At 69.2% G+C, this 21,851-nt stretch carries 17 protein-coding genes and 1 tRNA gene; 16 read left to right on the forward strand and 2 right to left on the reverse strand.

Features of this window, described 5'->3' with window-relative positions:
* The first annotated feature begins 20 nt into the window (after positions 1-20).
* The 8 genes from trpC (at position 21) to pyk (ending at position 12,086) form a co-directional block, all read left to right on the forward strand.
* Positions 21-821 carry an indole-3-glycerol phosphate synthase TrpC gene (gene trpC, locus Q5722_RS13525; protein WP_305028783.1) on the forward strand — a complete coding sequence of 267 codons (801 nt, stop codon included), beginning with the start codon at positions 21-23 and terminating at the stop codon, positions 819-821.
* Positions 818-2,062, forward strand: coding sequence for a tryptophan synthase subunit beta (gene trpB / locus Q5722_RS13530; RefSeq protein WP_305028784.1), 1,245 nt, complete (start codon positions 818-820; stop codon positions 2,060-2,062). The genes trpC and trpB overlap by 4 nt, the downstream gene beginning before the upstream one ends.
* Positions 2,059-2,856: a tryptophan synthase subunit alpha gene (trpA, locus tag Q5722_RS13535; RefSeq protein WP_305028785.1), complete on the forward strand. Its 798-nt coding sequence runs from the start codon at positions 2,059-2,061 to the stop codon at positions 2,854-2,856. The genes trpB and trpA overlap by 4 nt, the downstream gene beginning before the upstream one ends.
* Positions 2,849-3,490, forward strand: a complete 642-nt coding sequence (locus Q5722_RS13540; protein WP_305028786.1) for an SCO family protein — start codon at positions 2,849-2,851, stop codon at positions 3,488-3,490. The genes trpA and Q5722_RS13540 overlap by 8 nt, the downstream gene beginning before the upstream one ends.
* Position 3,491: 1 nt before the next feature.
* Positions 3,492-4,340, forward strand: coding sequence for a prolipoprotein diacylglyceryl transferase (gene lgt / locus Q5722_RS13545; RefSeq protein ID WP_305028787.1), 849 nt, complete (start codon positions 3,492-3,494; stop codon positions 4,338-4,340).
* A gap of 177 nt (positions 4,341-4,517) precedes the next feature.
* Positions 4,518-9,056 carry a glutamate synthase large subunit gene (gltB, locus tag Q5722_RS13550; RefSeq protein WP_439652498.1) on the forward strand — a complete coding sequence of 1,513 codons (4,539 nt, stop codon included), beginning with the start codon at positions 4,518-4,520 and terminating at the stop codon, positions 9,054-9,056.
* Positions 9,049-10,509 carry a glutamate synthase subunit beta gene (locus Q5722_RS13555; RefSeq protein WP_305028789.1) on the forward strand — a complete coding sequence of 487 codons (1,461 nt, stop codon included), beginning with the start codon at positions 9,049-9,051 and terminating at the stop codon, positions 10,507-10,509. Before gltB ends, Q5722_RS13555 begins: the two co-directional genes overlap by 8 nt.
* Before the next feature lie 116 nt (positions 10,510-10,625).
* Positions 10,626-12,086 (forward strand): pyruvate kinase, encoded by a 1,461-nt coding sequence (gene pyk, locus Q5722_RS13560; protein WP_305028790.1) that lies wholly within the window; start codon positions 10,626-10,628, stop codon positions 12,084-12,086.
* A 43-nt stretch (positions 12,087-12,129) separates the two neighbouring features.
* On the opposite strand, the gene Q5722_RS13565 is transcribed toward pyk, so the two are convergent.
* A tRNA-Leu gene (locus Q5722_RS13565) sits at positions 12,130-12,202 on the reverse strand.
* 65 nt (positions 12,203-12,267) lie between these two features.
* Here Q5722_RS13565 and Q5722_RS13570 point away from each other — a divergent pair.
* The 7 genes from Q5722_RS13570 (at position 12,268) to Q5722_RS13600 (ending at position 18,564) form a co-directional block, all read left to right on the forward strand.
* Positions 12,268-12,867: an ANTAR domain-containing response regulator gene (locus tag Q5722_RS13570; RefSeq protein ID WP_305028791.1), complete on the forward strand. Its 600-nt coding sequence runs from the start codon at positions 12,268-12,270 to the stop codon at positions 12,865-12,867.
* Between the two features lie 141 nt (positions 12,868-13,008).
* Positions 13,009-14,118: a branched-chain amino acid ABC transporter substrate-binding protein gene (locus Q5722_RS13575; RefSeq protein WP_305028792.1), complete on the forward strand. Its 1,110-nt coding sequence runs from the start codon at positions 13,009-13,011 to the stop codon at positions 14,116-14,118.
* A 73-nt stretch (positions 14,119-14,191) separates the two neighbouring features.
* The gene (locus Q5722_RS13580; protein ID WP_305028793.1) at positions 14,192-15,208 is read left to right on the forward strand and encodes a branched-chain amino acid ABC transporter permease; all 1,017 of its coding nucleotides are present in this window, start codon (positions 14,192-14,194) and stop codon (positions 15,206-15,208) included.
* Positions 15,205-16,389, forward strand: a complete 1,185-nt coding sequence (locus Q5722_RS13585) for a branched-chain amino acid ABC transporter permease (RefSeq protein WP_305028794.1) — start codon at positions 15,205-15,207, stop codon at positions 16,387-16,389. The genes Q5722_RS13580 and Q5722_RS13585 overlap by 4 nt, the downstream gene beginning before the upstream one ends.
* Positions 16,382-17,167: an ABC transporter ATP-binding protein gene (locus Q5722_RS13590; RefSeq protein ID WP_305028795.1), complete on the forward strand. Its 786-nt coding sequence runs from the start codon at positions 16,382-16,384 to the stop codon at positions 17,165-17,167. The genes Q5722_RS13585 and Q5722_RS13590 overlap by 8 nt, the downstream gene beginning before the upstream one ends.
* Positions 17,157-17,870: an ABC transporter ATP-binding protein gene (locus Q5722_RS13595; protein ID WP_305028796.1), complete on the forward strand. Its 714-nt coding sequence runs from the start codon at positions 17,157-17,159 to the stop codon at positions 17,868-17,870. Before Q5722_RS13590 ends, Q5722_RS13595 begins: the two co-directional genes overlap by 11 nt.
* A 115-nt stretch (positions 17,871-17,985) precedes the next feature.
* Complete coding sequence (locus tag Q5722_RS13600; protein WP_305028797.1) at positions 17,986-18,564, forward strand: GNAT family N-acetyltransferase; 579 nt, start codon at positions 17,986-17,988, stop codon at positions 18,562-18,564.
* A 46-nt stretch (positions 18,565-18,610) separates the two neighbouring features.
* Here Q5722_RS13600 and Q5722_RS13605 read toward each other — a convergent pair whose 3' ends face one another.
* On the reverse strand, positions 18,611-19,063 hold the full coding sequence (locus Q5722_RS13605; RefSeq protein ID WP_305028798.1) for a hotdog fold thioesterase: 453 nt from the start codon (positions 19,061-19,063) through the stop codon (positions 18,611-18,613).
* Positions 19,064-19,123: 60 nt separating this feature from the next.
* On the opposite strand from Q5722_RS13605, the gene polA reads away from it, so the two are divergent.
* Complete coding sequence (polA, locus tag Q5722_RS13610; protein WP_305028799.1) at positions 19,124-21,817, forward strand: DNA polymerase I; 2,694 nt, start codon at positions 19,124-19,126, stop codon at positions 21,815-21,817.
* Positions 21,818-21,851 lie beyond the last annotated feature (34 nt).

Genomic DNA, 21,851 nt, shown 5'->3' on the forward strand with positions numbered 1-21,851 from the left:
ACCTACGCGCAGGAGCACCAGTGAGCACCACGTCGGTCCTCGACGACATCATCGCCGGAGTCCGTGAGGACCTCGCTGTACGCGAGGCGCTCCTGCCGTACGACGAGGTCGTGGCCCTCGCCAAGGCCGCCCCGGCACCGCGCGACCCGATGCCGGCGTTCCGCGCCGCGGGCACCAGCGTGATCTCCGAGGTGAAGCGCAAGTCGCCCTCCAAGGGCGAGCTCGCCGAGATCACCGACCCGGCCGCGCTGGCGCAGTCGTACGCCGCGGGCGGTGCCCACGCGATCTCCGTACTGACCGAGCAGCGTCGCTTCGGTGGCTCCCTCGACGACCTCCGTGCCGTCCGCGCGGCCGTGGACACGCCACTGCTCCGCAAGGACTTCATGGTCACGAGCTACCAGATCCACGAGGCCCGGGCCGCCGGCGCCGACCTGGTGCTGCTGATCGTCGCGGCCCTCGACGACACCGACCTCAAGGCGCTCTACGACGAGGCCACGGCCCTCGGCATGACCGTGCTCGTGGAGGTCCACGACGAGGACGAGACGCGGCGTGCGGTGGAGCTCGGTGCCGAGCTGATCGGTGTCAACGCCCGCAACCTCAAGACGCTCGCCGTCGACAACGACACCTTCGGCCGCCTCGCCGCGCTGATCCCCGACGACCGCGTGAAGGTGGCCGAGTCCGGCATCACCAGCCCCGCGGACGTCGCGCGGTTCGCCCGCGAGGGTGCCCGGGTGGTGCTGGTCGGCGAGGCCCTCGTGAAGGACGGCGACCCCGAAGGCGCCGTCCGCTCCATGACCGGACTGACGGGAGAGGACGCATGACCGACAAGCTCCAGTGGGACGCCGACGAGTTCGGGTGGTTCGGAGGCGCCGGGGCCTGGGGCGGTCGCTTCATGCCCGAGGCCCTCGTCTCCGCGCTCGACGAGCTGACCGTCGCCTACGCCGACGCGATGGCCGACCCTGAGTTCGTCGCCGCCTTCGAGGGTGCGCTGGTCGACTACGCGAACGTGCCCAGCCCGCTCTACGAGGCCAAGCACCTCTCCGCGGAGTACGGCGTGAAGATCCTGCTCAAGCGCGAGGACCTCAACCACACCGGCGCGCACAAGATCCGCAACGTGCTCGGCCAGGCCCTGCTGACCAAGCGCATGGGCAAGACCCGCGTCATCGCCGAGACCGGTGCCGGCCAGCACGGCGTCGCCTCGGCCACCGCCGCGGCGTACTTCGGCCTCGACTGCACCGTCTACATGGGCCGTGTGGACACCGAGCGCCAGGCGCTCAACGTCGCGCGGATGGAGCTCCTCGGGGCGAAGGTGGTCCCCGTCGAGTCCGGCTCCGCGACGCTGAAGGACGCCATCAACGAGGCGCTGCGCGACTGGGTCGCCAGCGTCGACCACACGGCGTACCTCTTCGGCACGGCAGCCGGCCCGCACCCGTTCCCGAGCATGGTCCGCGACTTCACCCGAGGCATCGGCGACGAGGCCCGTGCCCAGTGCCTGGCGAAGTACGGCCGGCTCCCCGATGCCGTCGCGGCCTGCGTCGGCGGCGGCTCGAACGCGATCGGACTCTTCACCGCCTTCCTCGACGACGCTGACACCGCGATCTACGGCTACGAGGCCGGCGGCGACGGCGTCGAGACCGGCAAGCACGCCGCGACCATCGCGGCCGGCGGCGCCGGCGTCCTCCACGGCGCGCGCACCTACGTCCTCCAGGACGAGGACGGCCAGACCATCGAGTCGCACTCGATCTCGGCCGGCCTCGACTACCCGGGCGTCGGTCCGCAGCACGCCTGGCTCGCGGCCAGCGGTCGCGCGACGTACGAGCCCGTGACGGACACCGAGGCGATGGCGGCCTTCCAGCTGCTGGCGCGCACCGAGGGCATCATCCCGGCGATCGAGTCCAGCCACGCTCTCGCGGGCGCACTGCGCCTCGCACCGAAGCTGGCCGCGGAGAAGGGCGAGGACGCGATCCTGCTGGTCAACCTCTCCGGCCGCGGTGACAAGGACATGGGCACGGCGCTCGACTACTTCGAGCTCGCGTCGTCGAGGAAGGGTGAGGCCAAGTGAGCACCGCTCCCGCGTTCGCGCGCGCCAAGGCGGAGGGCCGCGCGGCCCTCATCGGCTACCTCCCGGCCGGCTTCCCCGACCTCGAGGGCTCGATCGAGGCACTCACGGTGATGGTCGCGCACGGCTGCGACATCATCGAGGTCGGCCTGCCCTACACCGACCCGGTGATGGACGGCCCGGTCATCCAGGCGGCCGCCCAGCAGGCGCTGGACAACGGCACCCGGACCAAGCAGGTCCTGCAGGTCGTCGAGGCCGTGGCGAAGGCCGGCGCCCCGACGCTGGTGATGACCTACTGGGGCCCGGTCGAGCGCTACGGGGTGGAGGCGTTCGCCGCCGACCTCGCGAGCGCCGGGGGAGCGGGCCTGATCACGCCCGACATCACGCCCGACTTCGGCCAGGAGTGGATCGCCGCTGCGGACGCGCACGACCTCGACAAGGTCTTCCTCGTGGCGCCGTCCAGCACCGACGAGCGGATCGCGCTGACGACCGCCGCGAGCCGTGGCTTCGTCTACGCGACCGGCGTCATGGGCGTCACCGGCGGCAAGCAGGCGACCGCTGACGTCGTCCGTCCCCTCATCGAGCGCACCAAGGCGACGACCGACCTGCCGGTGGGCGTCGGTGTCGGTGTCAGCACCGGCGCGCAGGCCGCCCAGTTCGCCCAGTACGCCGACGCCGTCATCGTGGGCTCGGCGTTCGTGCGCACGCTGCTCGACGCCCCCGACCGGGCTGCCGGCCTGCGCGACCTCGCCGCCCTCACGGAGGAGCTGGCCGCCGGAGTCCGTGGCCGTGCCTGACCGTCGCCCTGGCCGGCTCGCCGTGGCCGGCGTCGCAGCCGCGCTCTGCCTCGGCCTCCCGGCGTGCTCGTCCACGCCCGACGCCACCGCCCCGTTCCACGGAAGCACCCTGAAGACGCCCTGGAAGATCCCGGCCACGTCGCTGACCGCGACCGACGCGGCGTCGTACTCCTTCGCCGACGAGCACGCGCCGCTGACGCTGGTCTTCTTCGGCTACACCAACTGTCCGGACGTCTGCAGCCAGGAGATGGCCGACATCACCTCGGCGCTGGTCCGCATCCCGAAGGACGAGCGCGACGACGTGGACGTGGTCTTCGTGACCACCGACCCGAAGCGCGACACCGTGCCCGCGCTCAAGCGCTACCTGGGAGCGTTCGACCCGGACTTCGTCGGCGTCACCGGCCAGGCTGCCGACCTGACCGCCATGGCGGAGGCCTTCCACGTGTACGCGGCGAAGGCGGGGCCCGGCGGGCAGGGCGCTCCCGACAGCAACAACCCCGGTCGCACGGGCTACCTCGTGGAGCACACGGACTACACCTTCGCGGTCCAGCACGGCCGGGCCACGGCGTTCTGGAACCGAGACACCACCAGCCAGCAGCTGGCCCAGGACATCAGCCATCTCCTCGAGGAGTGACGTGACCACTCTGTTCATCCCGAGCCCGGCGCAGGGTGTCTGGCACCTCGGCCCGCTCCCGCTGCGCGCCTACGCGCTGTGCATCATCCTCGGCATCGTCGCCGCGGTCTGGATCGGCGAGCGGCGCTGGATCGCCCGGGGCGGGAAGGCGGGGGAGATCCAGGACCTCGCCCTGTGGTGCGTTCCCTTCGGCATCGTGGGTGGCCGGCTGTACCACGTGATCACCGACCACGACCTGTACTTCGGCCAGGGGCGGCACGCCGTCGACGCCCTCAAGATCTGGCACGGGGGACTGGGCATCTGGGGTGCGATCGCCCTGGGTGCCGTGGGTGCGATCATCGGCGCCCGCGTGATGGGCCTGCGGATCCTGCCGGTGCTCGACTCCCTCGCGCCGGGCGTCCTGGTGGCCCAGGCGATCGGCCGCTTCGGCAACTACTTCAACCAGGAGCTCTTCGGCAAGCCGACCGACCTCCCGTGGGCGCTCGAGATCGACGCCGCCCACCGGCCCGCCGGCTACGAGAACGTCGCCACCTTCCACCCGACCTTCCTCTACGAGTCGCTGTGGTGCCTGGCGGCGTTCGCCGTCATCGTGCTGCTCGAGCGTCGCTTCGGGCTCGGCCACGGCAAGACGCTCGCCCTCTACGCCCTGCTCTACACCGCCGGGCGCGGCTGGATCGAGACCCTGCGCATCGACCCCGTCGAGCTCCACGACGTCGGCGGTCTCCGGTTCAACGTCTGGATGTCGCTCGTCGTCTTCAGCCTGTCCGCGGCCTACCTCGTCTGGGCGTCGGTCAAGCGCCCCGGTCGCGAGGACGGGATCTACCGGACGCAGCGGGACGCAACCGTCTGAGACGCCGGTCACTCCAGCCTCCCTGGAGTCGATTTCGGGAGGAGCGGCAGGGGACCGGAGTGATACTCTGACCATTCCGCTAGGGCCAACGTCGTCCCCTGCGTTTCCTTTTGCTTCTTGCATTGCCGATTCGCCGCGCCCTCACGGGCAGGCGCAGACGACGACGGGAGAATGCCCATGCACGCATTCCCGCCGCCCCAGGGTCTGTACGACGGGGGCCACGAGCACGACGCTTGTGGTGTTGCCTTCGTTGCGACCCTGACTGGCGTTGCCACGCACGACATCGTGAAGAAGGCGCTGACCGCGCTGAAGAACCTCGAGCACCGCGGTGCTGCGGGTGCCGAGCCCAACTCGGGTGACGGCGCCGGCATCCTGCTCCAGGTCCCGGACGCGTTCTTCCGCGAGGTCGTCGACTTCGAGCTGCCTGCCGCTGGCGCGTACGCCGCCGGTACGGCCTTCATCGACGGCGACGCCGACGCGGTCGCCAAGGTGCAGGCGCGGATCGAGGAGATCGCGGTCGAGGAGGGCCTCAAGGTCCTCGGCTGGCGCGAGGTCCCCGTCGAGTCCGACATGCTCGGCGAGACCGCCCGCATGTGCATGCCGAACTTCGTGCAGCTCTTCGTCGCCGGCACCGAGGCCGTCACCGGCCTGCCGCTGGAGCGCCAGGCGTTCTGCCTGCGCAAGCGCGCCGAGCACGAGACCGGTGCCTACTTCCCGTCGCTGTCCTCCCGCACCATCGCGTACAAGGGCATGCTGACCACCGAGCAGCTCGACCAGGTCTTCCCGGACCTCGTCGACGAGCGCGTGACGTCGACCATCGGTGTCGTCCACTCCCGCTTCTCGACCAACACGTTCCCGTCGTGGCCGCTGGCCCACCCGTTCCGCTTCATTGCGCACAACGGTGAGATCAACACGGTCAAGGGCAACCGCAACTGGATGCGCGCGCGTGAGGCCCTCCTGGCCTCCGACCTCATCCCGGGCGACCTGCAGCGCCTCTTCCCGATCGTCGACGTCGAGGCGTCGGACTCCGCGTCGTTCGACGAGGTGCTCGAGCTGATCCACCTCGGTGGCCGCTCGCTCCCGCACGCGATGCTGATGATGATCCCCGAGGCGTGGGAGAACCACGCCACGATGTCGCCGGAGCGCAAGGCGTTCTACGAGTTCCACAGCACCGTCATGGAGCCGTGGGACGGCCCGGCCAACGTCGTCTTCACCGACGGCACCCAGGTCGGTGCGGTCCTCGACCGCAACGGCCTGCGCCCGGGTCGCCTCTGGGTGACCGACGACGGCCTGGTCATCTACGGCTCGGAGGCCGGTGTCCTCCACGACATCGCTCCGGAGTCGGTGGTCCGCAAGGGCCGCACGCAGCCGGGCAAGATGCTCCTCGTCGACACGGCCGAGGGCCGCATCATCGAGGACGACGAGATCAAGGACGCCCTCGCTGCGGAGCACCCGTACGCCGAGTGGCTGGAGGCCGGCCGGATCAAGCTGGGCGACCTCCCGGACCTCGAGCACATCGTCCACACCCACAAGTCGGTCGCGCGCCGCCAGCAGGTCTTCGGTTACACCGAGGAGGAGCTGCGCGTCATCCTCGCGCCGATGGCCAACACCGGTGCCGAGGCGCTGGGCTCGATGGGCACGGACACGCCGATCGCTGCGCTCAGCGAGAAGCCGCGCCTGCTCTTCGACTACTTCAGCCAGCTCTTCGCGCAGGTCACGAACCCGCCGCTGGACGCCATCCGCGAGGAGCTCGTCACCTCGCTCAACGGCTCCATCGGCCCGGAGTCCAACCTGCTCGAGCCGTCGGCCGAGTCGTGCAAGCAGATCATCCTGCCGTTCCCGGTCTTCAGCAACGACGACCTGGCCAAGATCCGCCACATCAACCGTGACGGTGACCAGCCGGGCTTCATCGCCCACGTCGCCCGTGGCCTGTACGACGTCAAGGGTGGCGGCGCCGCCCTCGCGGCGAAGATCGACGAGATCTGCACCGAGGTGTCGCAGGCGATCGCCGACGGCGCCCGCATCGTCGTCCTCTCCGACCGTCACTCGACCGCCGAGCTCGCGCCGATTCCGTCGCTGCTGCTCACGGCCGCCGTGCACCACCACCTCGTCCGCGAGAAGACCCGCACGCAGGTCGGTCTCGTGGTCGAGGCCGGTGACGTCCGCGAGGTCCACCACGTGGCGACCCTGATCGGCTTCGGTGCCGCTGCGGTCAACCCGTACCTCGCGCTCGAGTCCGCCGAGGACCTGGCCCGCGAGGGCTCCTTCGTCAAGGTCGACCCCGACGTCGCCGTCAAGCACGTCGTGAAGGGCCTCGGCAAGGGCGTCCTCAAGGTCATGTCGAAGATCGGTGTCTCGACGGTCGCCTCCTACACGGGTGCGCAGATCTTCGAGTGCATCGGCCTGTCGCAGGAGGTCATCGACCGGTACTTCACCGGTACGACGTCGCGCCTGGGCGGCATCTCGATCGACACGATCGCCGAGGAGGTGGCCAAGCGCCACGCCACGGCGTACCCGAAGGACGGCATCGCTCCGGCCCACCGCACGCTGCCCATCGGCGGCGAGTACCAGTGGCGTCGTGAGGGCGAGCCGCACCTCTTCAACCCCGAGACCGTCTTCCGTCTGCAGCACGCGACCCGCCAGGGCCGCTACGACGTGTTCAAGCAGTACACGTCGGCGGTCGACGAGCAGTCCACGGCGCTGAAGACGCTGCGCGGCCTCTTCAAGTTCGACAGCGGTCGTCCGTCGATCTCCATCGACGAGGTCGAGCCGGTCAGCGAGATCGTCAAGCGCTTCTCCACCGGCGCCATGTCGTACGGCTCCATCTCGCAGGAGGCGCACGAGACCCTGGCCATCGCCATGAACCAGCTCGGTGCGAAGTCCAACACCGGTGAGGGTGGCGAGGACCCGGAGCGTCTCTACGACCCGGCCCGTCGTTCGTCGATCAAGCAGGTCGCCTCGGGTCGCTTCGGCGTCACCTCGGAGTACCTGACCAACGCCGACGACATCCAGATCAAGATGGCGCAGGGTGCCAAGCCCGGCGAGGGTGGCCAGCTCCCCGGCCACAAGGTCTACCCGTGGGTGGCGAAGACCCGTCACTCGACCCCGGGTGTCGGCCTGATCTCGCCGCCGCCGCACCACGACATCTACTCGATCGAGGACCTGGCGCAGCTGATCCACGACCTGAAGAACGCGAACCCGGCCGCCCGGGTGCACGTGAAGCTGGTCTCGGAGGTCGGCGTCGGCACGGTCGCCGCGGGTGTCTCCAAGGCCCACGCGGACGTCGTCCTGATCTCCGGCCACGACGGTGGCACCGGCGCCTCGCCGCTGACGTCGCTCAAGCACGCCGGTGGTCCCTGGGAGCTCGGTCTCGCCGAGACCCAGCAGACGCTGCTGCTCAACGGTCTGCGCGACCGGATCGTCGTCCAGGCCGACGGTCAGCTCAAGACCGGTCGTGACGTGGTCATCGCCGCCCTGCTCGGCGCCGAGGAGTTCGGTTTCGCGACCGCGCCGCTCGTCGTCTCGGGCTGCATCATGATGCGCGTCTGCCACCTCGACACGTGCCCGGTCGGCGTCGCCACGCAGAACCCGGTCCTCCGCGGCCGCTTCTCGGGCAAGCCGGAGTTCGTCGTCAACTTCTTCGAGTACATCGCTCAGGAGGTGCGCGAGATCCTCGCCGAGCTCGGCTTCCGCAGCATCGAGGAGGCGGTCGGCCAGGTCGACGCCCTCGACGTGCGCGACGCCTCGGCGTACTGGAAGGCCTCGGGTCTCGACCTGTCGCCGATCCTGCACAAGGTCGACCCGGCCGGTGACCACGGTCAGTACGCCGGTCAGACCCTGTTCAACTCGCAGGGCCAGGACCACGGTCTCGACAAGGCGCTCGACAACGAGCTCATCGCGCTCGCCAAGCCGGCTCTCGAGTCGGGCGAGCCGGTCAAGCTCGAGCTCACCGTGAGCAACGTCAACCGCACGGTCGGCACCATGCTCGGCCACGAGGTGACCAAGCGCTACAAGGGCGCGGGCCTCCCGGACGACACCATCGACGTGACCTTCACGGGCTCCGGTGGCAACTCGTTCGGTGCCTTCATCCCGAAGGGCGTCACGCTGCGCATCAACGGCGAGTCCAACGACTACGTCGGCAAGGGCCTCTCGGGCGGTCGCATCATCGTCCGTCCGGACGCCGCCTCGACGTTCAAGGCGAGCGAGCAGGTCATCGCGGGCAACACGATCGGCTTCGGTGCGACCTCCGGCGAGATGTTCCTCGCGGGCACGGTCGGCGAGCGCTTCGGCGTCCGCAACTCCGGCGCGACGATCGTCACCGAGGGTGTCGGTGACCACGGCTGCGAGTACATGACCGGCGGTCGTGTGGTCGTGCTGGGCCCGACCGGCCGCAACTTCGCCGCGGGCATGTCGGGCGGCTACGCCTTCGTGCTCGACCTGGACGAGGCCAAGGTCAACCCCGAGCTCGTCGAGCTGGCGCCGGTCACCGGCAAGGCTGCTGCCGAGCTCAAGGAGATCGTGACCAAGCACCTCCAGGAGACCGGCTCTGCGGTCGCCGAGGAGCTGCTGGCTGACTGGGATGCGGCGCTTCCGCGCTTCACCGAGGTCATGCCGAGTGACTACAAGCGCGTGCTCGAGGCCCGTGAGGAGGCCCTCGAGGAGGGTCTCAACGAGGACGAGGCCGCCGCCCGGATCATGGAGGTGCTTCATGGCTGACCCGAAGGGCTTTCTGAAGGAAGGCCGCCAGGTCGCGACCCGTCGTCCCGTCGACGAGCGCGTGAACGACTGGAAGGAGGTCTACCCCGATGGTGGCATCGGCAAGACCCTGCTTCCGATCATCACGACGCAGGCGAGCCGCTGCATGGACTGCGGCATCCCGTTCTGCCACCAGGGCTGCCCGCTGGGCAACATCATCCCGGAGTGGAACGACCTAGTGTACCGCAACGACTGGGAGGCCGCGATCGAGCGGCTGCACGCGACCAACAACTTCCCGGAGTTCACCGGTCGCCTCTGCCCGGCCCCGTGCGAGACGGCCTGTGTCCTGGGCATCAACCAGGACCCGGTGACGATCAAGAACATCGAGGTCTCGATCATCGACAAGGCGTGGGAGTCCGGCTTCGTCCGCCCCGTCGAGGCCGAGTGGCTCTCCGGCAAGACCGTGGCGGTCATCGGCTCCGGCCCGGCCGGCCTCGCCGCCGCGCAGCAGCTCACGCGTGCCGGCCACACCGTCGCCGTCTACGAGCGCGCGGACCGTGCGGGTGGTCTCCTCCGCTACGGCATCCCCGAGTTCAAGATGGAGAAGGCGCAGGTCGACCGCCGTCTCGAGCAGATGAAGAAGGAAGGCACCGTCTTCCGCACCGGCGTCAACGTCGGTGAGGAGATCACGGGGGACCAGCTCCGTGAGCGCTACGACGCCGTCGTCCTCGCCATCGGCTCGACCGTCCCGCGTGGCCTGCCGGTCCCGGGTGCGGAGCTCGGTGGCATCCACCAGGCGATGGAGTTCCTGCCGCAGGCCAACCGCTTCGCGTACGGCGACACCGTCGAGGACCAGATCGTGGCGACCGGCAAGAACGTCGTCATCATCGGTGGCGGTGACACCGGCGCCGACTGCCTGGGCACCTCGATCCGCCAGGGCGCCAAGTCGGTCACGCAGCTCGAGATCATGCCGCGTCCCTCCGAGGAGCGGCCTGCCGGCCAGCCGTGGCCGACGTACCCGATGACCTACAAGGTCTCCTCGGCCCACGAGGAGGGCGGCGAGCGCGTCTACGCGACGTCGACCGTCGAGTTCCTCGGCGACGAGAACGGCAACGTCCGTGCGCTGAAGGTCACCGAGGTCGGTCCCGACTTCAAGGCGATCGAGGGCACCGAGCGGGAGATCCCGGCCGAGCTCGTCCTCATGGCGATGGGCTTCCTCCACCCGGAGAAGGCCGGTCTCGTCGAGCAGCTCGGTGTCGAGCTGGACGAGCGTGGCAACGTCAAGCGCGACCTCGACTACAAGTCGTCGGTCGACGGCGTGTACGTCGCCGGTGACGCCGGTCGTGGCCAGTCGCTCATCGTCTGGGCGATCGCCGAGGGCCGCTCTGCGGCCGCCGCGGTGGACCGGTTCCTGACCGGCTCCACGACGCTGCCGGCGCCGATCCCGCCGACGGCTCGCCCGCTGATGGCCTGAGCAACCACCTGACAAGAGACCCCCTCCCACACGGGAGGGGGTCTTTTGCTGTCCAAGCGACGAAAGTTCGTCGTTGTGACTGTCAGGTAACCGGCCCGGACCACTAGGGTCGAGGGGTGCGGAGAGCAAAGATCGTGTGCACCCTCGGCCCTGCCGTCTCGACCCCGGACAAGATCCGGGCACTCGTGGACGCGGGCATGGACGTGGCACGGATGAACATGAGCCACGGGTCGCACGACGACCACGCCCGGATCTACCAGCTGGTGCGCGACGCCGCTGAGCAGGCAGGCCGCTCGGTCGGCATCTTCGCCGACCTGCAGGGCCCCAAGATCCGCCTGGAGCGCTTCGGCGACGGCCCGGTCGACCTCGAGCAGGGCCAGGCCTGGACCATCACCACGCGTGACGTCGACGGCAACAACCTCGAGTGCGGCACGACCTACAAGGGCCTGCCGGGCGACGTGAGGATCGGCGACCCGATCCTCATCGACGACGGCAAGGTGCGGCTGGTCGTGACCGGTGTCTCCGACACCGACGTGCACACCCAGGTCGTCGTCCCCGGCACGGTGAGCAACAACAAGGGCATCAACCTGCCCGGCGTACCCGTGTCGGTCCCGGCGATGTCGGAGAAGGACGTCGAGGACCTGCGCTTCGCGCTGAAGCTCGGCGTCGACTTCATCGCGCTCTCGTTCGTGCGCAACGCGGCAGATGCCGAGGACGTCCGCGTGATCATGCGCGAGGAGGGCCGGATCGTCCCGGTCATCGGCAAGATCGAGAAGCCGCAGGCGGTCGAGGCGATCGACGAGATCGTCGACGCCTTCGATGGCCTGATGGTCGCCCGCGGTGACCTCGGAGTCGAGTGCCCGCTCGAGGAGGTGCCCTTCATCCAGAAGACGGTCATCGAGAAGGCGCGCCGCTTCGCGAAGCCGGTCATCGTGGCCACCCAGATGCTCGAGTCGATGATCGGCGCACCCGCGCCGACCCGCGCCGAGGCTTCCGACGTCGCCAACGCGATCATCGACGGCGCCGACTGCGTCATGCTCTCGGGTGAGACGAGCGTCGGCGCCTACCCGATCGCCGCCGTGCAGACGATGGCCCGGATCCTCGCCGCCGCCGAGGAGCACAGCCTCGAGCACATGGCGCTGATCAACTGGAACCCGCGCACCACCGGCGGCATCATCGCGAAGGCCGCCGCGGAGGTCGCCGAGCGGGTCGGCGCGAAGTACGTCGTGGCCTTCACGACCAGCGGCGACTCCGCCCGCCGGCTGTCGCGCTACCGGGGCCGGATCCCGATCCTGGCCTTCACGCCCCAGGCGGACACCCGCTCCCAGCTCTGCATGGCATGGGGCGTCGAGGTCTTCCAGACCGCGACCGTCGAGCACACCGACGAGATGGTCCGTCAGGTCGACGAGGCCCTGCTCGCCAGCGGTCGCGTCGACGAGGGCGACCTGGTCGTCATCATCGCGGGTTCGCCTCCGGGCATCCCCGGGTCGACCAACGCCCTGCGGGTCCACCGCATGGGCGATGCGATCAACGAGGTCGCTCCGGCGTACCACCGCAGCACGGTCGCCGAGGACTGAACGACATCAGGGCCGCACTCCGGGGGAGTGCGGCCCTGTTGCGTGCCCCGGGTGGGATTCGAACCCACACTGGACGGTGTTTGAGACCGCTTCCTCTGCCGTTGGGATACCGGGGCGCCAGCGGCCAACCCTAGTCGCATCGCAGGTGCGCGCCGTACGCCGGGCGGCTAGCCTTGCCGCCGTGACCAGCACTCCGCCGCGCCGTGTCCTCATCGCCGAGGACGAGGCCCTCATCCGCATGGACCTCGCCGAGATGCTCGCCGAGGAGGGCTACGACGTCGTGGGCCAGGCGGCCGACGGCGAGCAGGCGATCGCCCTGGCCGAGGAGCTGCGCCCCGACCTGGTCGTCCTCGACGTGAAGATGCCCCGCCTCGACGGCATCGCCGCGGCGCAGCGGATCGCGGGGGAGCGGATCGCGCCGGTGGTCATCCTGACCGCGTTCGCCCAGCGCGAGCTGGTGGAGCGGGCCCGGGACGCGGGCGCCATGGCGTACCTGGTCAAGCCGTTCACCCGCAACGACCTGGTGCCGGCCATCGAGATGGCGGTCAGCCGGTTCGCCGAGGTCGCCGCCCTCGAGGTCGAGGTGGGTGACCTGACCGAGCGCCTGGAGACCCGCAAGGCGGTCGACCGGGCCAAGGGCGTGCTGCAGAAGGACATGGGGCTCTCCGAGCCCGAGGCGTTCCGCTGGATCCAGAAGACCGCGATGGACCTGCGCCTCTCGATGCGCCAGGTCGCGGACGGCATCGTCGAGCACGGCGCCACCGGCGCCTCCGGTGCCTGAGCCTGCGTGTTCGGTGCCGGCAAAAGTTCGGTCACGTTTCTGTTTCCACGCGCGTCGAACCTGTCGCGTGACCCGGGTCACGCACTAGGTTTCGATCGATCGCGGACATCGCCGTCCGCCTGAATCGATCGGAGACAAATCGTGCGTTTTTCCTCGAAGGCTGTTGCGGGCCTGATGCTGGCCGGCCTCGCCACGACCTCGCTCGCGGCGTGTGGTTCCAGCGACAAGGGCTCTGCCAGCGGCGACTTCTGCGGCAAGAACATCGCGTTCCTCGGAGCGCTCTCGGGCGACGCGGGTGCCCTGGGCCAGAACATGGTCAACGGCATCAACCTGGCGCTGAAGGAGTACAACGCCAAGAACGCTGACTGCAAGATCAGCCTGAAGAAGTTCGACTCGCAGGGCGACCCGGCGAAGGCTCCCGCTCTCGCCACGCAGATCATCAACGACGACTCGATCTTCGGCCTGATCGGCCCGGGCTTCTCGGGCGAGTCGCTCGCCACCGGCAAGACCTTCTTCGAGGCGGGTCTCCCGTCCATCTCGCCGTCCGCCACCGCGGACGCGATCACCCAGTCCGGCTGGACCACGTGGCACCGCGTCATCGGCAACAACGACACCCAGGGCAAGGCGGGTGTCTCCTACCTGACCGGCACCATCGGCGCCAAGAAGGTCTTCGTCGTCGACGACGGCCAGGACTACTCGAAGGGCCTCGCCGCCACGGTGAAGAAGGCGCTCGGCAGCAACATGGTCGACTCCGACCAGATCTCGGTCGGCGACACCAACATGTCTGCCGTCGTCCAGGCCGTGAAGGCCTCCGGTGCCGACGCCGTCTACTACGCCGGTTACTACACGGAGGCGGGCCTGCTCGTGAAGCAGCTCCGCCAGGGTGGCTTCAAGGGCACCTACATGTCGGGTGACGGCTCCGAGGACCCGCACTTCGTGCAGGTCGCGGGTCCGCAGGCCGCCGAGGGCGCGATCCTGACGGCTCCCGCGGGTCCGGCACCGAAGTCCTTCGACGCCACGGGCCTCTACGCCACCCAGGCCTACGACGCGTCGAACATCTTCCTGGCGGCCGTCGAGAAGGGCGTCAAGACGGAGAAGGACCTCAACGACTTCATCGGTTCGTACACCGGTGAGGGCGTCAGTGGACCGATCGCCTTCGACGACAAGGGCGACATCAAGCAGACGACGATCTACGCCTACTTCGTCAAGGACGGCAAGCTCCAGGTGAACACGCCGAAGGCGATCTCCTGACCGACTGACTCGTCCGAGCCAGGCTGCGGCCGGGGTCACCCGGCCGCAGCCCACTCACGTGGAGGGAAAGCCCTTGCACTTCGACAAGCTCTTCGGAAGTCTCGACGGCTTCCTGAGCTACACCACAGGCGGGTTGGTCTTCGGAGCCATCTACGCCCTGGTCGCCCTGGGCTACACGATGGTCTACGGCGTTCTGCAGCTCATCAACTTCGCCCACTCCGAAGTGTTCATGTTCGGTACCTTCGCGGTGGCCTGGGTGTTCGTGCTGCTGCACGGCACCGACGGCGTCACATGGAGCCTCGGCAAGGCCTTGCCCATCCTGCTCGCGGCGCTCATAGCCGCGATGGTCGTCTCCGGACTCGTGGCGCTCCTGCTCGAGCGCGTCGCCTACCGGCCGCTCCTCAAGAAGAACGCTCCCAAGCTCATCGCGCTGATCTCCGCGATCGGCGCCTCCTTCGCCCTCTCCGAGGCGATGGGCCTGCGCGACCACTTCGCCAGCTGGTTCGGCCTCGACGACAACCTGGCCGACTACGTGAGCCCCGGGGGAGCGCGTGACGTCTACTCGAACCCGGTGACGATCGAGCCGACGCCGCTGTTCTCCATCGGCGGTTACCAGGTCACCGACGTCGACCTCGTGGTGGTCATCGCCGCCATCCTGATGATGGTGGCGCTGGACCAGTTCGTCCGTCGTACCCGCTTCGGCCGCGGCATCCGCGCCGTGGCGCAGGACCCCGAGTCCGCCTCCCTGATGGGCGTCAACTCGCAGCGCGTCATCCAGGGAACGTTCCTCATCGGCGGCCTCATGGCCGGTGCTGCAGCGACGCTCTACATGATGAAGATCGGCTCCACCCGTCAGAACGCCGGGTTCATCCTGGGCGTCAAGGCGTTCACCGCCGCCGTCATGGGTGGCATCGGCAACCTCCGTGGCGCCCTCCTCGGCGGCCTGGTCCTCGGTGTCATGGAGAACTGGGGCTCCGCCGTGTTCGGCGCACAATGGAAGGACGTCGTCGCCTTCGTCCTGCTGGTCCTCGTCCTCCTCCTGCGGCCCTCGGGACTCCTGGGCGAGGCGCTCGGAAAGGCACGCGCATGAACGTCGCCACCAACGCAGGCCTCGCCTGGAACAGGGCGCTGGACCGGTTCGCCCGGATGCCCTTCATCGCCCGGTTCGCGCTCCTCTTCCTGGGCGTGCTGCTGGTCTACTCGCTCCCGTTGCTGCGTCCGCCCGTCATCACCACCACGGGTACCGACTTCGGCGGCGTGCTCTTCCTGTGTGCGGCGTTCGCGCTCGTCGCGCTGGGCCTCAACATCGTCATCGGCTACGCCGGCCTGCTCGACCTCGGTTACGTCGGCTTCTACGCGGTCGGCGCCTACGCGATCGGCGTCCTGACGTCGGAGCACTGGCACTGGCCGTTCTTCCTGATCCTGCCGTTCTCCGTCGCCATCACGATGGTGACGGGAGTGATCCTCGGTGCGCCGACCCTCCGCGTGCGCGGTGACTACCTGGCCATCGTCACGCTCGGCTTCGGTGAGATCATCCGGATCACCGTCAAGAACGTCGAGTGGCTCGGTGCCTCCTCCGGAATCAAGGACATCCCGCACCCGCCGACGATCGGGTCCGCGCCGACGCCGCCGTTCGACGAAGGTGGGCTCTTCGCCATCCCGCACCTCAAGTGGGACGGCATCGTCCCCTCGATCGATCACGAGCACACGACGGCCTTCCTCGCCTTCGGGGCGAAGGACGCCATCCCGTTCTACTGGCTGCTGCTGACGGTGCTGATCCTGGTCATCCTCGGCGACCGGCTCGTCAAGGCGAGCCGTGTCGGCCGTGCGTGGGAGGCCACCCGGGAGGACGAGGACGCCGCCGAGCTGATGGGCGTCAACACGTTCAAGTACAAGCTCATGGCCTTCGCGCTCGGCGCTGCGATCGGCGGCCTCGCGGGTTCGTTCCTCGCCAGCAGCCAGAGCGGCTTCATCAGCCCGGACAGCTTTCTGCTGATCTACTCGATGATGTTCGTCTCGGCGGTCATCCTGGGCGGCGCCGGCAACCGCTGGGGTGTGATCGTCGGTGCGGTGCTGATCGAGTACCTTCCGGAGCGCTTCCGGTCGGTCAGTGACTATCGCTACCTCCTCTTCGGCATCGCGCTGATGACGCTCGCGATCTGGCGCCCGCAGGGCCTCCTGCCCTCGGGACGCAGCCGCCGGGTGCAGGAGGTGGAGGCCGAGATCGAGGCACTCGAAGAGGGCGAGATCGAGGAGGAGAGCAATGCCTGACGCAACCCCGCTCCTGGAGGTCGACAACGTCACGATCCGCTTCGGTGGCCTGACGGCGCTCGACCAGGTGACCTTCGACATCAAGCAGGGGGAGATCCTCGGCCTGATCGGTCCCAACGGCGCTGGCAAGACGACCTGCTTCAACGTCATGACGGGCGTCTACCAGGCGACCTCGGGACAGGTGCGCTTCGCCGGCGCGCCGATCGGCAAGCTGAAGCGCCACCGGATCACGCGGCTCGGCATCGCCCGGACCTTCCAGAACATCCGGCTCTTCAAGTCCATGACGGTCCTCGAGAACGTCATGGTCGGTGCGGACGCACACAGCAAGGTGGGTTTCTTCGATGCCCTGCTGCGCACCCCGCGACACCGGCGCACGGAAGCCGAGTCCGTCGCCCGGGCCAAGGAGCTCCTCCGGCTCGTCGGTGTGAAGGCACGCCCCGACGAGATCGCTGCCAACCTCTCGTACGGCGAGCAGCGGCGCCTGGAGATCGCCCGGGCGCTCGCCACCAGTCCGAAGCTGCTCTGCCTCGACGAGCCCGCAGCCGGCTTCAACCCGGCGGAGAAGCTCGAGCTGACCAACCTGATCAAGAAGATCCGGGACGCCGGCTACACGGTGTTGCTGATCGAGCACGACATGCGGCTGGTGATGGGCGCGGTCGATCGCATCGTCGTGCTCGAGTTCGGGCGGAAGATCGCGGAGGGGACGCCTGCGGAGATCCGCGACAACCCGGCCGTCATCGCCGCGTACCTGGGAGTGGATGAAGAAGATGCTTCTTGAGGTGAAGGACCTGCGGGTCAACTACGGGCACATCGAGGCGATCAGGGGCATCAGCTTCGAGGTGCCGGAGGGCTCCGTCACCGCGCTGATCGGTGCCAACGGTGCCGGCAAGACGACGACCCTGAAGACGCTGTCCGGTCTGCGACCGGTCCGCTCGGGCACGGTGGTCTTCGACGGTGCCGACATCACGAACCTGGCTCCCTACGAGCGGGTCAAGCGAGGCATCGGCCAGTCACCCGAGGGTCGTGGGTGCTTCGTCGGCATGACGGTTCGCGAGAACCTCGACATGGGTGCGTACGTGCGCAACGACAAGGCCGCCATCGCCGAGGACCTCGAGCGTGCCTTCACGCTCTTCCCGCGCCTGAAGGAGCGCGAGAAGCAGGTCGTCGGCAGCATGTCGGGCGGCGAGCAGCAGATGGTCGCGATCGGCCGTGCGCTGATGGCCCGCCCGCGGCTGCTCCTCCTCGACGAACCCTCGATGGGGCTCGCGCCGAAGCTCATCCAGCAGATCTTCTCGATCGTGAAGGAGATCAACGACCAGGGCACGACGGTCCTCATCGTCGAGCAGAACGCCGCTCAGGCGCTCAAGCTCGCCCACCACGCCCACGTGCTGGAGACCGGTGAGATCGTCCGCTCCGGCGGTGGGCAGGAGCTCGCCGGCGACCCGGCCGTCAAGGCCGCCTACCTCGGCGGAGACGTCTGACCACCGCATGAGCGGTGCTCTGCCGGGTGTCATGAGATCTCGTGACACCCGGCAGACAACTCTTGTTGTTGAGGCATAGGCTGCCTCTCGCATCGACGACACCGGGGAGGTAGTCATGAGCCGTGCACCGTTCCAGATCCGCACCGTGCAGGCGGACGACGCTGCCTCGCTCGGTGCGCTCTGGCACGCCGACAACCGCGTCGGCCAGCACGAGGCCCTGCGGCACGACATCCCGTCGACGATCCGCAAGGTGCTCGCCAGCATGCACGACCGGATCGTGGTGGCGGTGGTCGACGAGCGCATCGTGGGTGCGGTCTACCTCCGGCTCGGGCCGCTGATGCCGCTGACCACCGACCAGGCCGTCTTCATCCACCTGCTGAAGGTGGACGAGGAGTTCCGCCGCCGCGGGGTCGCACGTGGCCTCATGCAGGCGGCCGTCAGCTGGGCCGAGGAGCACGGCACGAGCCACGTCGTCAGCGTGACCGGTGGCAACTCCCGTGACACCAACCGCTTCCTGGCCCGTCTCGGCCTCGCTCCCGCGGCGACGATCCGCGTGGCGCCGACGGCCGCCCTGCGCGCCAAGCTCCCCGTCGAGGTCCCGGCCCGCATCGGCGCCGCCGCCCCGGGCCAGCGCAACAACCTCGGTCAGGTGCTGGCCGCCCGGCGCGCCACGCGTCGTTCGCAGTCGGTCTGAGGCCGCGCGGCCTGACCCGCCCCGCAGCCTTCGGCGGCCTCGCTCCTCAGCCCTTGCTGCCCATCGGCACGAGGGCGCAGGTGATCCGTGAGGTGCAGAGGCGCTTGCCCTCCTCGTTGGTGATCACGACCTCGTACGCCGCCGAGCTGCGGCCCAGGTGGATCGCCGTCGCGACGCCCGTGACGGTGCCGCTCATCGCGGAGCGGTGGTGGGTGGCGTTGATGTCGACGCCGACCGCCATCTTGTCCGGGTAGGCGTGGATCGAGGAGCCGACCGAGCCGAGCGTCTCGGCGAGGACGACCGAGGCGCCACCGTGCAGCAGGCCGAACGGCTGGGTGTTGCCCTCGACCGGCATCGTCGCGACGATGCGCTCGGCCGAGATCTCGACGAGCTCGATGCCCATCCGCTCGTTGAGGGCGCCCATGCCCGCGGGCAGGAGGGCCAGGTACTCGTCGATCGGGAGCCCCTCGAGGGTCTCCGGCATCTCACGCTTGCTCATGACCCCATCCTGCCGGACGCCGTACAACGGCCTGTCGGCGACGGTCGCTAGAGTCGCGGGGTGACTCGCCCCCGCCTGCTGCTGCTCGACGGACACTCCCTCGCCTACCGCGCGTTCTTCGCGCTGCCGGTGGACAACTTCGCCACCGCGGCCGGCCAGCACACCAACGCGGTCTACGGGTTCACCTCGATGCTGGCCAACGTCCTGCGCGACGAGCAGCCGACGCACATCGCGGTCGCCTTCGACCTGAGCCGGCAGACCTTCCGCATGGCGGAGTACAGCGAGTACAAGGCGAAGCGCAACAAGACGCCCGACGAGTTCCGGAGCCAGCTGCCGCTGATCCAGCGGATGCTCGACGCGCTCAGCATCAAGTGGCTGCACCACGAGGGCTACGAGGCAGACGACATCATCGCGACGCTCGCCACGCAGGCCAACGCCGAGGGCATGGACGTCCTGGTGCTGACCGGTGACCGCGACTCGCTGCAGCTGGTCAACGAGGCGACGACGATCCTCTACCCGATGCGGGGCGTGTCCGACCTCGCCCGGATGACCCCGGCGGCAGTCGAGGAGAAGTACGGCGTGCCCCCGCACCGCTACCCGGAGCTGGCGGCGCTGGTCGGCGAGCAGTCGGACAACCTGCCCGGCGTGCCCGGCGTCGGCCCCAAGACGGCTGCGAAGTGGATCGCTACCTACGACGGCCTCGACAACCTGATCACGCACGCCGACAAGGTCGGTGGCAAGGCGGGGGAGAACCTCCGTGAGCACCTGACCGACGTCATCCGCAACCGTCGCCTCAACGCACTGGTCTGCGACCTGCCCCTGAGCCTGGCGCCCGCCGACCTCGGCCGCGGCGAGTGGGACCGCACGACCGCACTCGAGCTGCTCGACGAGCTCGAGTTCCGCGGCGAGCTGCGCACCCGTCTCCTCGACGTGGTGGGCGCCGACGACGAGCCCGTCGCCGAGGACACCGGCTTCGCGCTCGACGGTCGGGTGCTGGCCCCCGAGGAGGTCTCGGCCTTCCTGGCCGAGCTGGGCAACGAGCCCGTCGGCGTCCAGGTGCGGGGCACGTGGGGTTCGGGCACCGGCCGGGTCGAGGGCGTGGCGCTGGCGACGGCGGACGACCGCGCTGCCTACATCGATGCGCAGGGGCTCACGCCGGAGGCCGACGCGGCGCTCGCGGCGTGGTTCGCCGACGACGACAAGCCGAAGATCCTGCACGACTCCAAGGGACCGGGCCACGCCCTCGCGGCCCAGGGGTGGAGCCTGGCCGGGCTGGCCACCGACACCGCCCTCGCGGCGTACCTCGTCCAGCCGGACCAGCGCTCCTACGACCTCGGCGACCTGACGTTGCGCTACCTCAAGCGCGAGCTGCGGCAGGAAGCGGCCCAGGAGCAGGACGCCCTCTTCGACGAGGCGTTCCTGGACGGTGACGACGCCATCGACGCTGCTGCCACGGCAGCGATGCTCCAGGCGCGCGCCGTGCTCGACCTGGCCGTGGTGCTGACGGCCGAGGTGGAGGACCACGGCGGCACTCGCCTGCTCGCCGACGTGGAGCTGCCGCTGGTGGGCAACCTCGCCCGCATGGAGCGCACAGGCATCGCCGTCGACGTCGCCTACCTCGAGGGGCTCGAGGCGGACTTCGCCGGCGAGGTGCGGGCTGCCGCCGAGGACGCCTTCGCCGTCATCGGCAAGGAGATCAACCTCGGATCGCCCAAGCAGCTGCAGGTCGTGCTCTTCGACGAGCTCGGGATGCCGAAGACGAAGAAGACCAAGACCGGCTGGACGACGGATGCCGACGCGCTGCAAAGCCTGTTCGAGAAGACCGAGCACCCGTTCCTGCTGCACCTGCTCCGTCACCGGGACGTGACCCGTCTGCGACAGACCGTCGAGGGCCTGCTCAAGACGGTGCAGCCCGATGGACGCATCCACACGACGTTCAACCAGCTGATCGCGGCGACGGGCCGGCTGAGCTCGACCGAGCCCAACCTGCAGAACATCCCGGTCCGCACCGAGTCCGGACGCAGGATCCGGGAGGCATTCGTCGTCGGTGACGCCTTCGAGGCGCTGATGACCACCGACTACAGCCAGATCGAGATGCGGATCATGGCGCACCTCTCCGAGGACGAGCTGCTGATCGAGGCGTTCCGCTCGGGGCAGGACTTCCACGCCATCACGGCGTCGAAGGTCTTCGACACCCCGATCGACGAGATCACCGTCGAGCAGCGGGCGAAGATCAAGGCGATGAACTACGGGCTGGCCTACGGGCTCTCGGCGTTCGGGCTCAGCCAGCAGCTCAAGATCACGCCGGCCGAGGCACGGGTGCTCATGGACGAGTACTTCGAGACCTTCGGGGGCATCCGCGACTACCTCGGCGGCATCGTGGACGAGGCCCGCCGTTCCGGCTACACCGAGACCATCATGGGCCGACGCCGCTACCTCCCGGATCTCACGAGCGACAACCGGCAGCGACGCGAGATGGCCGAGCGCATGGCGCTCAACGCGCCGATCCAGGGGTCAGCGGCGGACCTGATCAAGGTCGCCATGCTCGATGTCGAACGTGCACTCGAGGCCGAGGGGCTGCGGAGCCGGATGCTCCTGCAGGTCCACGACGAGCTCGTGCTCGAGGTGGCCCCCGGCGAGACCGAGGCGCTCACCGCCCTCGTGCGCGAGCGCATGGGTGGTGCTGCGGAGCTCGCCGTGCCGCTCGACGTGTCCGTCGGCACCGGCCGTTCGTGGCACGAGGCTGCGCACTGACCCGAGGGGCACGCTGCTCACCTGAGGGGAACGC

Source organism: Nocardioides jiangxiensis, assembly GCF_030580915.1.
GTDB lineage: Bacteria > Actinomycetota > Actinomycetes > Propionibacteriales > Nocardioidaceae > Nocardioides > Nocardioides jiangxiensis.

Bases quoted from the DNA above. Each gene is read 5' to 3' on its own strand.
- trpB (WP_305028784.1), top strand. From the start codon at position 818: ATGACCGACAAGCTCCAGTGGGACGCCGACGAGTTCGGGTGGTTCGGA.
- gltB (WP_439652498.1), top strand. From the start codon at position 4,518: ATGCACGCATTCCCGCCGCCCCAGGGTCTGTACGACGGGGGCCACGAG.
- Q5722_RS13555 (WP_305028789.1), top strand. From the start codon at position 9,049: ATGGCTGACCCGAAGGGCTTTCTGAAGGAAGGCCGCCAGGTCGCGACC.
- Q5722_RS13585 (WP_305028794.1), top strand. From the start codon at position 15,205: ATGAACGTCGCCACCAACGCAGGCCTCGCCTGGAACAGGGCGCTGGAC.
- Q5722_RS13590 (WP_305028795.1), top strand. From the start codon at position 16,382: ATGCCTGACGCAACCCCGCTCCTGGAGGTCGACAACGTCACGATCCGC.
- Q5722_RS13595 (WP_305028796.1), top strand. From the start codon at position 17,157: ATGCTTCTTGAGGTGAAGGACCTGCGGGTCAACTACGGGCACATCGAG.
- Q5722_RS13600 (WP_305028797.1), top strand. From the start codon at position 17,986: ATGAGCCGTGCACCGTTCCAGATCCGCACCGTGCAGGCGGACGACGCT.
- Q5722_RS13605 (WP_305028798.1), bottom strand. From the start codon at position 19,063: ATGAGCAAGCGTGAGATGCCGGAGACCCTCGAGGGGCTCCCGATCGAC.